Origin of the sequence: Micromonospora sp. NPDC048909, assembly GCF_040649635.1 — a bacterium.
Classification (GTDB): domain Bacteria; phylum Actinomycetota; class Actinomycetes; order Mycobacteriales; family Micromonosporaceae; genus Micromonospora.
Genome location: NZ_JBEZFU010000021.1, coordinates 44,331 through 56,472, shown reverse-complemented (window position 1 = coordinate 56,472; position 12,142 = coordinate 44,331). Strand labels below are relative to the sequence as shown.

At 75.7% G+C, this 12,142-nt stretch carries 9 protein-coding genes; 2 read left to right on the top strand and 7 right to left on the bottom strand.

What is annotated here, in order from left to right; translation table 11 throughout:
- Nucleotides 1-769 precede the first annotated feature (769 nt).
- Both AB0C04_RS31445 and AB0C04_RS31440 read left to right on the top strand, forming a co-directional pair.
- Nucleotides 770-1,663, top strand: coding sequence for a DUF1996 domain-containing protein (locus tag AB0C04_RS31445; protein ID WP_357061887.1), 894 nt, complete (start codon nt 770-772; stop codon nt 1,661-1,663).
- Between the two features lie 71 nt (nt 1,664-1,734).
- Nucleotides 1,735-2,358, top strand: a complete 624-nt coding sequence (locus tag AB0C04_RS31440; protein WP_357061883.1) for a DUF305 domain-containing protein — start codon at nt 1,735-1,737, stop codon at nt 2,356-2,358.
- 102 nt (nt 2,359-2,460) lie between these two features.
- Here AB0C04_RS31440 and AB0C04_RS31435 read toward each other — a convergent pair whose 3' ends face one another.
- The 7 genes from AB0C04_RS31435 to AB0C04_RS31405 form a co-directional block, all read right to left on the bottom strand.
- Nucleotides 2,461-3,282, bottom strand: a complete 822-nt coding sequence (locus AB0C04_RS31435; protein WP_357061880.1) for a CoA ester lyase — start codon at nt 3,280-3,282, stop codon at nt 2,461-2,463.
- Entirely contained in the window at nt 3,282-4,490 is a 1,209-nt protein-coding gene (locus AB0C04_RS31430; protein ID WP_357061877.1) for a CoA transferase, read from the bottom strand. The genes AB0C04_RS31435 and AB0C04_RS31430 overlap by 1 nt, the downstream gene beginning before the upstream one ends.
- Nucleotides 4,487-6,655 carry an alpha/beta hydrolase-fold protein gene (locus AB0C04_RS31425; RefSeq protein WP_357061874.1) on the bottom strand — a complete coding sequence of 723 codons (2,169 nt, stop codon included), beginning with the start codon at nt 6,653-6,655 and terminating at the stop codon, nt 4,487-4,489. Before AB0C04_RS31425 ends, AB0C04_RS31430 begins: the two co-directional genes overlap by 4 nt.
- Nucleotides 6,656-6,659: 4 nt before the next feature.
- On the bottom strand, nt 6,660-8,609 hold the full coding sequence (locus AB0C04_RS31420; RefSeq protein WP_357061870.1) for an SUMF1/EgtB/PvdO family nonheme iron enzyme: 1,950 nt from the start codon (nt 8,607-8,609) through the stop codon (nt 6,660-6,662).
- Nucleotides 8,606-9,544, bottom strand: coding sequence for a ribokinase (locus tag AB0C04_RS31415; protein ID WP_357061867.1), 939 nt, complete (start codon nt 9,542-9,544; stop codon nt 8,606-8,608). The genes AB0C04_RS31420 and AB0C04_RS31415 overlap by 4 nt, the downstream gene beginning before the upstream one ends.
- Before the next feature lie 64 nt (nt 9,545-9,608).
- Nucleotides 9,609-10,940 (bottom strand): ADP-ribosylglycohydrolase family protein, encoded by a 1,332-nt coding sequence (locus AB0C04_RS31410; protein WP_357061862.1) that lies wholly within the window; start codon nt 10,938-10,940, stop codon nt 9,609-9,611.
- A gap of 11 nt (nt 10,941-10,951) precedes the next feature.
- On the bottom strand, nt 10,952-12,142 hold the full coding sequence (locus tag AB0C04_RS31405) for an ADP-ribosylglycohydrolase family protein (RefSeq protein ID WP_357061859.1): 1,191 nt from the start codon (nt 12,140-12,142) through the stop codon (nt 10,952-10,954).

Sequence of the window (12,142 nt, the reverse complement as noted above, 5' to 3'; positions counted from 1 at the left end):
CGGTGTGCCCGTAAGTAAGAAAGGGGTCCCGGCGATCGTGGTGACCTGCTCGGGGTGTCCCGGGGGATGTAACCGTGCGGGCCGGCCAGCCATTCCGGCGGCGGGGCGCGGGTCTTGCGGGTACCGGGTAGTCAACCGACCCGGGCGGCCGGTCATTCCCGGCGGCCGGGGGGGCGGTCCCCGGGGCCGGCGGCGAGGCCGCGCGGCACACCATGTTCAACGACCCGGGCCCGCCCATGATTCCGCCGCCACGGTGGCCCCGACCACGGGACGCGCCACCCCGAACCCGGACACCGCACCCGACCGGGCAGCCCGCGAACGGGACACCCGGCGCAATCGGGATCCGGACGACGATCGGACGAGCCGGCCGGCTTCAGGGTGATCGACTCCAGGTCGCCGAAACGGGGGTGTCCCGGTCTCCGCGATACCCCCATGTCGGCGAGCCGGAGTCGATCACCCGGCCCCGCCCGCCCCCCCACGACGGGGGTGATCCGCTCGGGCCCGTGATGTCGGGGTGTCCCCGGTGCCCGGATACCGCGACTTTCGGCGGGCCCGAGCCGATCACGGGCGCGCCCGGCGGCGCGGGGGCGTCGTCATTCGCACCAACCGGGCATGCATTGACAACTGTCGACATCAGGGTGAGTCTGGACGTGAGAGCGCTCTCTCACACCGGGCACAGCCACCACCACCAGTCTGGCCAGGGATCTCCGACGTCTTCGGCGGCGGCGCCGGAGGTGTCCCTGACCCGTACCCCGACAGGAGTCACGAGATGGACAGGGCCGCACCCCTATCCGGCACCCGCCGCCGGTTGCGCCTCGCCACGGCGATCGGCGCCCTGCTGGCACTCCTCGCCACGTACGTCGCGTCCACCACCACCCGGGCCGACGCCGACCCGGGCCCGAACGTCATCCGCGTCGCGGAGTTCCCCGCCGACTGCACGTACAGCCACCGACTGCCGGACGACCCGATCATCTACCCCGGGCTGCCCGGTGCCTCGCACATGCACAGCTTCTTCGGCGCCACGGTCACCAACGCCCACACCACGCTTCCCGACCTGGTGCGCTCGCCGACCACCTGCAACCCGCGGGTGGACGTCTCGTCGTACTGGGTGCCGACGCTCTACAACAACAATGTGGCGGTGGAGCCGGCCATCGCCACGTTCTACTACCTGGGCGAGGGCGTACGCGCCGACGTCGTCGCGAACACTCAGCCGATCCCGCAGGGGCTGCGGATCGTCGCCGGCAACGCCCGGGCCACCGGGCCGAGCGAGAGCATCGCCCGCTGGTCCTGCCTGCACGCCGGTCAGGTTCCCCCGTCGAAGGACTTCGTCACCTGCCCGGCCGGCACCATGATGGAGTCGTACCTGGACTTCCCGCAGTGCTGGAACGGCCGGGACCTGGACTCGCCGGATCACAAGAGCCACATGGCGTACCCGGTGAACCAGGCCTGCCCGGCGACGCACCCGGTGCACGTGCCGAAGCTGCGGCAGGTGCTGCGTTACCCGGTCAACGGCAACCCGGCACAGTTCCGGCTGGCCTCCGGGGCGGGCTACACGATGCACGGCGACTTCTTCAACGCCTGGCCGACCGCGGAGATGGCCCGCCGGGTCAACGACTGCATCCGCCCGGTCATCAAGTGCGGGCACGACGGCCGACCGATCTGAGCCCACACGTTCCCACCCGAGGGCGGGCCCGGTCACACCGGGCCCGCCCTCCCGGGCGGAGAGGAGGCCGGATGCGAACGCCTGTTGCCGCACCGACCACCCTGCTCGTCGCGGCGCTGCTCCTCGCCGGCTGCGCCGCCGGATCACCCGACCCCGCCGGGACCGCCACGCCGTCCGCCGCCGCGCCGCCGGCGACCGCACCACCGGCCGTGCCCACGGCAAGCCCGACCGGCCCGTTCAGCCCCACCGACGTCGCCTGGCTCCAGCTGACGGTGGCGATGACCGAACGAGTGCTGCCGGTGCTCGACCTGGTGCCGAACGGGACGACCGACCCGGACTGGCGACGGTTGGCCGCTCAGGTCGAGGCCGGCCACCGAGCGGACCTGACCCGGTCCCGCCGGCTTCTCGCCGAGTCCGGGGCGCCGGCGACCAACCCGCACGAGGGTCACGACATGCCGGGCATGGTCACCGCCGAGGAGTTGGCCGCGCTGCGGTCGGCCACCGGTGCGCCGTTCGAGCGGCTGGTCGCCCGGCACCTGCGCGCGCACCTGGCGCAGTCGGTCCGGATGGCCGGCGCGGCGCAGCGGGCCGGCGCCCACCCGGCGACCACCGCGTTGGCCGCCGCGGTGGCCCGGGACGGCACCGCCGAGCTGGCTCGGCTCGACCGACTGTCGGAGGCCGACCGGCCGGCGTAGCGCCGGGCCGGCACCGCGATCGCAGCACCTCGCCGGCCCGTCAGCTGCGGGTGGCGACCACCTCGACGAGCAGCAGCCCGCCGGCGAGGGCCGGCGACGTGCTCAGGCGGCGTAACGGGCGGCCAGATCCACGACGCGCTGCGCGGCGGCGACCATCGCCCGGTCGGCGAACCGGCCGTCCGGCAGCACCACCGTGCCCGAATCCCGCCGCTGCGCGTCGGCGACCGCGGCGAGCAGCTCCACCGCCCGGGCCACCTCCCTCTCGGCCGGCCGGAACGCCTCGACGATCACCGGTAGCTGACGCGGGTGGATCGCCGTGCGGCCGAGGAACCCGAGCCGCCGGCCCAGCGCACAGGAGGCGGCCAGGCCGTCGACGTCGGCGACGTCGGCGTACACCGACATCGCCGGCGGGGCCAGGCCGGCCGCGCGGGCCGCCACCACGATCCGGCCGCGCGCCCAGGCCAGCCCGTCGTCGTCGCTCACCCCGAGGTCGGAGCGCAGGTCGGCCTCGCCGAGCCCGAGCGAGGCCACGGCCGGGTGGGCGGACGCGATCGCGTACGCGGCCTCCAGCCCGAGCGCCGACTCGACCAGCGGGTGCAGTGGCGCGTCGACCCGATCGGCGAGCCCCCTCACCGTCGCGGCCGACTCCACCTTCGGCACCCGCAGCCCGGCCAGCCCGGGCCGGCCGGCCACCGCGGCGAGGTCGGCGTCGACGTCCGGCCCGGTCAGCTCGTTGACCCGGACCTGCACCGGCACCGGGTGCGCCTCGGCGAGGAACTCGGTGACCGCGTCGCGGGCGTACGCCTTGCGCCCGGCGACCACCGCGTCCTCGAGGTCGAGAATGACCGCGTCGGCGCCCGAGGCGACCGCCTTGGCGAACCGGTCCGGCCGGTCGCCGGGCACGTAGAGCCAGCTGATCAGCATCAGAGCACGCCCCGCTCGCGCAGCGAGTCCAGCTCCTCGGCGCTCAGCCCGAGCGCGCCGAAGACCGCGTCGGTGTCCTGGCCGTGCCGGCGCCCGGCGTGCCGGATCTCGCCCGGCGTCTCGGTGAGGCGGAACGGCACGTTCTGCATCCGCACCTCGCCGAGCTCCTCGTCCGGCACGCTGCGCACGGTGCCCAGCGCCGCGTACTGCGGGTCGGCGAGAATGTCCCGCACGTCGTAGACCGGCGCGACCGCCGCCTGCGCCGCCTCGAAGGCGGCCACCACCTCGTCGCGGTCCCGCTGCGCCACCCAGGCGCTCACCGCCGCGTCCAGCTCGTCGGCGTGCGCGGCCCGGCCGCTGCCGGTCGCGAACCACGGCTCGGCGACCAGCTCAGGGCGGCCGACCAGCGTCAGCACCCGCTCGGCGATGCTCTGCGCGCTGGTGGAGACCGCCACCCAGCGCCCGTCCGCGCACCGGTAGGTGTTGCGCGGTGCGTTGTTGTTGGACCGGTTGCCCAGCCGGGGTTGGATGTAGCCGAGCTGGTCGTACCAGGTGATCTGCGGGCCGAGCATCGCCATGATCGGCTCGATGATGGCCAGGTCGACCACCTGCCCGGCACCGGTGGCGTCCCGGGCCCGCAGGGCCAGCATCACCGCGTACGCGGCGGCCAGCGCGGTCACCGAGTCGGCCAGCCCGAACGGCGGCAGGGTGGGTGGGCCGTCGGGTTCCCCGGTGGCAGCGGCGAAGCCGCTCATCGCCTCGGCGAGGGTGCCGAAGCCGGGCCGGCGGGCGTACGGGCCGACCTGCCCGAACCCGCTGATCCGGGTGATCACCAGCCGCGGGTTGACCGCGTGCAGCTCGGCCGGGCCGAGCCCCCACCGCTCCAGGGTGCCCGGACGGAAGTTCTCCACCAACACGTCGGCGTCGGCGAGCAGCCGGCGCAACAGGGCGGCGCCGTCGGGGTCGGAGAGGTTGAGGGTGACCGTCCGCTTGTTGCGGCCGAGCACCTTCCACCAGAGCCCGACGCCGTCCTTGGCCGGGCCGTGTCCGCGCGACGGGTCCGGCTTGACCGGATGCTCCACCTTGATCACGTCGGCGCCGAAGTCGCCGAGGAACGCCGCCGCGAGCGGCCCGGCGAAGAGGGTGGCCAGGTCGACCACCTTCACCCCGTCCAGGGGACCCCGGGCGTTCGGACTCGCGCTGGTCACGGCGTTCCCTTCGTCGGGTCGAGGGCGGCGAGGAAGACGTCGCCGTTGCCGAGGGCGCCGCCGCCCACCGGCGCTCCGGCGGTGAGCCCGCTGACCAGCAGCCGGCCGTCGGCGCCGAGGGTCGCGTAGACGTTCTCCTCGCCGAACGGGTCGGCCGCGTCGTCCCGGGCGGTGCCGTACTGGGCGACGCCGAGCTGGCGTCCCCGGGCGTCGAGCCGCACGGTCAGCACGTCCGCGCCGCCGACCGGCAGCCCGAGCGTGCTGCCGGTGAACCCGACCACGGCGACCGCGCCGTCGGGCAGTGCCACCACCTCCGCGCCGGCATCGGCCCCGCGGCCGCCGGTCACGGTCCGCCAGCGTTGCCGACCGGCCGGGGTGTACCCGACGGTCAGCACGTCGCTGCCGCCGGCGGTGGCCTCGCCGCCGGTGGAGCCGGTGGCCAGCAGCGTGCCGGTGGAGCCGATCGCGACGCCGCCGAGCAGGTCGTCGCCGGGCCCGCCCACCGAGGTCACCCAGCTGCGGGTGCCGGCCGGGTCGTAGCGGGCCAGCCAGCCGTCGGCGCCGCCGAGCGCGGTGGTGCCCGGCAGGCCGGCCGAGGTGCCGCCGGCCACGTACACGCCCTGCGCGTCAGCGGTCACCGCGTACGCCTTGTCCTCGCCGGGCCCGCCGAACTGCCGGCTCCAGGCGACTCGCCCGTCCGGGCCGATCCGGGCCAGCACGGCGTCCTTGTCCCCGGCGCCGGTCTCGCCTGCGTACGAGCCACTGGTGTAGCCGGCGACGTAAGCGCCGCCGTCCGGAGCCGGCGCGACGGCGTAGAACCGGTCCGCCTTCGTCGGGTCACCGGCCTGGGTCAGCCAGGCCCGCTGCCCGGACCCGGTCAGCCGGGTCACGAAGGCATCGTCGGCCGGGCTGCCGGGGTGGGCTCCGTCCAGGTCACCGCGGGTGTAGCCGGCGGCGACGACCCCGCCGTCGGCGAGCGGCACCAGCCCGTAGAGACGGTCGTTCGCGGCGGTGCCGAACTGGGTCGTCCATTCCGTGGTCTTGCCGTCGGTGGCCAGCCGGCTCACCACCGCGTCCAGCCCGCCGGCGTACGGCTGGCCGTCGACCGGCCCGGACGCGGCGTACCCGATGGTGCTCGTGCCGTCCGGGTGGGCGGCGACGCCGCCGGCCCAGTCCGTGCCCGCGCTGCCGTGCACCGGCCCGGGCAGCCCGGCCGGCGGGGTGACGCTCAGCGTGCCGGCCAGGTGCCTCAGCCCGTCCACGAAGGCGGGTCGCCACACGTCCCAGTCATGCCCCCCGTCGAGCACCCGCAGCTCGGCGGCGACCCCGTCGGCGCGGCGCACGGTGTTGTAGAGGGTGGCCGCCTCGTAGTCGAGGTCGTGCGCGGCGTCGGCCGGGTCGGGGTTGGCCCACTCGTCGTCGCCGACCGCGACGTACATCCGGACCGGGGCCTCCGGGTCCAGGCCGGCCAGCAGGGCGGGGTAGTTCAGCCGCTGGTAGACCTCGTCGGAGAAGCGCTGCGCCCCCGAGCCGAAGGCGCCGAACTCGCGCGCCGACGAGTCGGCCGGCGGCAGCGGCCGGTAGACCGCCGGGCTGAGCACCAGCGCGTTGGCGAAGAGGTTCTGGTGGGCGAGCGCGTAGCGCAGCGCCCCGGCGCCGCCCATCGAGTAGCCGCCGACCAGACGGGCGCCCCGGTGGGCGGCGGTGCGGTAGGTGGCGTCGACGTGCGCCACCAGGTCGCGGGTGAGCGCGGTCTCCACCGGACGACCCGGGTCGTCCGCGCCGGTGTAGGCGGAGTCGACGTACCAGTTGCCCCGGCTGCTCCACGGCGCGTCGGGCAGCACCGCGATCACCGGCGGCACCTCACCGTCGGCGATCATCCGGTCCAGGTCGGCCTTCACCCGGGTCCACGCCTGCATGGTGTCGCCCCGCCCGTGCAGCAGGTACAGCACCGGGTAGCGGGTGGCGGTCGCCTTGGCGTACCCGTACGGCAGGTAGACCGTGTAGTCGATGGTCCCGTCCAACGCCGGGGACGGCGCGGACGCGGTGCTCAGCGTGCCGGCGCGGAGGCGTTCCGCGCTCGCCCCGCCCGGCACCGCACCGGCCATTCCCAGCGCGAGGAGCACGGCGGCCACGCCGCCGCCGATCCGCCAACGTCTGCCCATCAGGTCACTCCTCGGGGGTCGGCAGGTCGGCCGCGCAGCGGAAGCCGACCTGGTCGGAGCGGGTGAGGCCGGCCCCGGTGAGCAGCAGCTTCACCGAGACCTCCGGCGGCTGCGGGCCGCCGTCGAGGTACCAGTCGGAGCCCTCGGCGCGGTACGCGGCGCCGCCCTTGAGGATGGCGAAGCGGGTGCGCCCGTCGGAGTGCTCGCTCTCGGTCAGGTTCCACACCAACGGCTCCCGGCGGGCCAGCAGCCCCGCCTCGGCGGCCACCTGCCACTCGTCCTCGGTGGGCAGCCGCAGCCCGGCCCACGCCGCGTACGCCCGGGCGTCGGCCAGCTCGACCCCGGTCACCGGCGCGTCGGCCGGCCCCCGCCCCGCGGTGAACCGCTCCGGGCGCACCGGCCGGTAGCCGGTGGCGCGCAGGAATCCGGCGTACTCGGCGTGGGTGACCTCGTGGGTGGCGATGGCGAACCGGCCGAGCGAAACGCTGCGGCGCAGCGTGCCGGTGTGGTGCAGCCGGGGTGGCAGCGGCTTCCACTCGTCGACGTAGGGCGTCTCGCCGTAGAGCCCGGTCTCCCGCACCCGGTGCCGGACGACGAGGTCCCGCCGGCCGGCGTCGACGGCCACCATTCCCGCCGGCAGCTGCGGCCGAGGCGCCCACGGGGTGCGGACGCGCACCGCGGCGCGGGCCGGGAAGGACGGATCGCCGACCGGCGGCTCGTGCCGCTCGACTGCGGCGTCGGTGACGGCCACGGCGGCGATCGCGCCGGCGGGCAGCGGTCCGCCGACCGCCACTCGACCGTCGCCCACGTCGGTGACGGTCAGCTCGGCGCCGGTGACCAGGTCGACGAAGCGTCGGCCCGGTCGCGCCCCGGTGACCAGCCACGGCCCGTCGTGGTCGCCGCCCGAGTTCACGACCGTCCAGAGTGGCTCGCCGTCGTGGGTCCAGCGGGACGAATACACCTGACCGGAGCCGGGGTGGTCGGCGAGCGGAACCCAGTCCTCGGCGCGCAACCACGCCGCGTGGCTGGCCTGCACCCGGCGCATCGCCCGCAGCACTGCCCGGTCCCGCTCGTTCCAGCCGACCCAGACGCCGAAGACGCTCTCCCAGACCAGCACCCCGACCCCGTTGAGCCAGGCCGAGTGCAGCTCGTCGAGGTGGTCGCGGTGCCAGCGGCGGGTGTGGTGCAGCACGTGCCGCCGCTCGAACCACTTGGCCCGCAGCACACCGGGCACCTCGGAGTCGGCGAACCACTGCGCCCAGGACATCGCGTGGTCGGCGATCCGGGCCAGCGGCACCCGGCTCTCGCCTTCGAGGACCAGGCCGGGGCGGGCCGCGTCGAGCGCGGCGCGCAGCTCGCCGGCGCCCTCCTTGAGGGTGTCCAGGAAGACCCCGTCGACGCCGAGCTTGCCGGCCAGCGCGGCCACCTCCTCGGCGTCGCTGCCCGACTCCCGGCGGGTGCCGGTGTCCCACGGGTTGTAGTCGACGAACACCCGCACGCCGCGCTCCTGGAACGCCCGCACCACCTCGGGCAGCTCCGGCACGTCCCGGTACCAGTCGAACTGGTTGCGGTCGTCCAGGCCGATCACCGGGTAGGCGTGCCAGAGCACCACCCCGTCGAAGCCGCCGAAGTCCCGCCCGGCGGCGTCGAGGAACTCGTCCACGGTGAAGACGCCGCGCTCGTGGTCGTAGAGCGCTTCGTCCCAGAGCCAGGCCAGGCAGACGCTGAAACAGTCGCCGGCGATCTCGTCGTAGTGCTCGCCGGTGTAGCCGATCCGGGCCCGCGCGTCGGCCCGCCAGTGGGCGAGCTGCTCCCGCCAGGCGGGCCAGTCGGCCGGGTCGTCCGGCGCGGCGAAGATCTTCGCCTCGTCCAACGTGGTCAGGTCGGCGTGCGTGCCCAGCGGAACCTCGGTCGGCCGGTCGATCGGGCGCGGGACATAGGGGTTGAAGCTCACGGGGTACCTCGGTAGGTCGCGTCGTAAAGGGCGTCGATGGCGGCCCGCTCGGGCAGGGCGGTGGACGCGCCGGGCCGCTGGGCGCAGGCCGCGCCGGCGGCGCACGCCCAGCGCAGGGTCGCCGTGACGGTGTCTTCGGTGACGGCGCCGCCGCGCTCGGCCCAGCCGACGGCGAGCGCCCCGGTGAACGCGTCACCAGCGGCGGTGGTGTCCACCGCGTCGATCTGCGGCGCGGGGACCGTCAGCCGCAGGCCGCGCCGGTCGCCGTACGCGGCGCCGCGCGCCCCCAGGGTGAGCACCACCCGGGGCACCAGCTCCAGCAGCGCGTCGAGCAGCACCGGCGGGTCGTCGGAGAAGACCCCGGCCACGACCGCCGCCTCGTGCTCGTTGACCACCAGCACGTCGACCAGCTCCAGCAGCTGCGCCGGCAGCACCGCGGCCGGCGCCGCGTTCAGCACCACGGTGGCGCCCTCGGCCCGGGCCCAGTCGGCCGCGCGGACCACGGTGGACAGCGGCACCTCCAGCTGGAGCAGCAGCACGTCGGCGGCGGCGATCGCCGACCGGTCGGCGGCGTCCAGTTCGGTGAGCGCACCGTTGGCTCCGGGCGCGACCACGATGAAGTTCTCCGCGTCCCGGTCGACGGCGATCAGCGCGACGCCGGAGGCGCCGGGAACGGTGCGCAGACCCCGCACGTCGACCCCCGCCCCGACCAGGCTCTCCCGCAGCTGCGTACCGAACGCGTCGTCGCCGACCGCGCCCACGAAGTCGCAGGCGGCGCCGGCCCGGGCGGCGGCGACCGCCTGGTTGGCGCCCTTGCCGCCAGGCACGGTGCGGAAGTTCTCGCCGAGCACCGTCTCACCGGGGCGGGGCAGCTGCGGCGTCGTCACCACCAGGTCCAGGTTGGTGCTGCCCACCACCACCACGTGCGCGCTCATCCCCTGCTCCCTTCGGTCCGCGTCACGGCCGCCGGCATGCACCCGCCGGACGGCCGCAACCCGCTCACTCCCCCGCTCCGGCCAGGGCGCGCGTCCGCTCGGCCAACTCGTCGAAGCCGATGCCGTCGAAGCCGCCGATGCTGCTGGCCAACCGGTTGTGCAGCGGGGCGACCCAGCGCGCCGGCAGCCCGGACGCCCCGGCGAGGGCCCCGGTGACCGCCCCGACCGTCGCGCCGGTCGAGTCGGTGTCCCAGCCGCCGCTGACCACCGCGGTGATCGACCGCTCCAGGTCACCACGGCCGTACGCCAGCGCGGCGGCCACCAGCGCGGCGTTGTTGCGCACGTGCACCCAGTGCAGGTGGCCATGTCGGGCGTACAGCTCGTCGACCACCCCTTCCCAGTCGTCGGCCCCGGCGCCGAGGGCGCGCGCCTCGCGGACCGTCGCGGCGAAGCGGCTGCGCGGCGGCAGCACCGCCTCGGCGGCGTCCAGCACCTGCTCGACGCTCGCGGCGACCGGCGCGGCGGCCGCGAGGGCGGCGGCCCAGAGCGCGCCGTGCACCCCGCCCCGGACGTGGCTGACGGTGGCGTCCCGCCAGGCCAGCTCGGCGGCCCGGTCCGGCCGGCCGGGGTTGACCCAGCCGTACACGTCGGTGCGGATCTGCGCGCCGATCCACTCCCGGAACGGGTTGTGCCGACGCGCGCTCTCCGGCGGGGCCAGCCCGAGCAGCAGGTTCCGGTAGGCCACCCGCTCGGCGGTGAAGACCCGCCCGCCGGGCAGCCAGTCCAGCCAGGCCTGCGCCACGTCCGCGCTGGTGAAGTTCCGACCGTGCGTCTCCAGTACGCGCAGCGCCAGCAGCGCGTAGTTCAGGTCGTCGTCCTCCGGCATGCCGTCGATGTTCTCGGCGAGGCTGGTCGGTGCGCTGCGCCGGTTCCACGGCCAGCGGGCGGCCACCTCGGGCGGCAGCCCCTTCGCGGTGAACCAGTCGCGCAGCGGCCATCCGCCGGTCGCGGTGAGGATCTCCCGGATCCCCTCCCGGGGGATCTTCTCCACCGGCTTGCCGAGCAGACAGCCGACCGCCCGGCCGAGCCAGGCGCCGTGCAGCCGGTCGTACGACACGTCGGTCGGCAGCGACCAGCTCGCCGGCCAGCCGGCCCGGATCGCGGCCAGGTCGTCCGGCTCGTCGTCGGCGGCGACGGCGGGCAGCGCGTCGGCGGCGTCCAGCAGCTGCGCGGCGAGCGCCCGCAGCGCCGGTGACGCCGGGGTCGGCGACGCCCCGCTGACCGGCGGGTTGAGATCCCCGCCGGCGGCCGTCCACTGCTGCGCGAGCGCGGTCACGTCCCGCCCCTCGTCACGGCTGGCCGCCAGCTCGTGCGGCAGCAGGTCCTCCGGCTGCACCCAGGTGATCCTCACCGGGTCGGCCCCGCGTCCCGACGGTACGCGCCGCTCGACGCCCGGGTCGCGCCACCGGCCAGCCCGGCGAAGCGCTCCGCCCGCCGGGCGAACCGGACCTGGTCGCGGTCGAAGACCTCGCCGGCCACCGCCGCGAGGACGTGGGCCGGCTCGACCAAGTCGGTCCGGGAGGCGGTGGCGACGGTCTCGGCCCACTCCGCCGGCACCGCCGCCGAACCGCCGAGCGCGCCGGCGATGGCGCCGGCCATGGTGGCGGTGGAGTCGGCGTCGCGGCCGTAGTTCACCGCGCCGAGCACCGCCGGGCGGAAGTCGCCGCCGGCCACCACGAGCATGCCGATCGCCACCGGCAGCTCCTCGATGGCGTGCAGCCGGCTGGGCCGCCGGGCGCCGAGGCCGGGGCTGCGGTACTCCTCCCCCACCGTGTCGTAGGGGGCGACCGCGGACCGCAGCGCCGGGATCGCCGACTTCCAGTCGTGGTGCCCCCGGGCCTCCTTGACCACCGCGTCGATGGCTGCCCGGGTGCCGTCGCGGGCCAGGTCCAGCGCCGCAGCGACGACATCCTCGACGCTCGCGCCGGGGGTCGCCGCCGCGGCGACCGCGGCCGCGAAGACGGCGGCGGCCTCCCGCCCGTAGCTGTGCTGGTGCGCCCCGGCGACCTCCACCGCCTCGGCGTACGCCCCGGCCGGATCGCCCGCGTTGACAATGCCGACCGGGGCCATGTACATGGCCGCCCCGCAGTTGACGATGTTGCCGACCCCGGCCTCGCGCGGGTCCGCGTGGGCGTGGTGCAGGCGGGTGACCAGCCACCGCTCGGCGGCCGCGAGCCGGTGGAAGGTCACCCCGTCCCGCTCCAGGTCGGGGATGTGCACCACCCGCTCGATCAGGTCGGGGACCAGCAGCTCCACCACGTCGTACGCGTCGAGGTGGTCTCGCTTGGCCGCGTAGGCGCGGACCAGGGCGTGGGTCATCAACGTGTCGTCGGTGATGTGCCCGTCGCCCTTGTGGTACGGCGCGAGCGGCCGCGCGGTGGCCCAGTCCGCGTGGTACGGGGGCACGATGCCCTCTACCCAGCCGCCGAACCGGGCGCGGATCTGCTCGGGCAGCGCCGTCTCGGTGGCGCCGCCGAGGGCGTCTCCGACCGCGGCACCGACCAGGCAACCGACCGACTTATCGAGCAAGAGTGACAT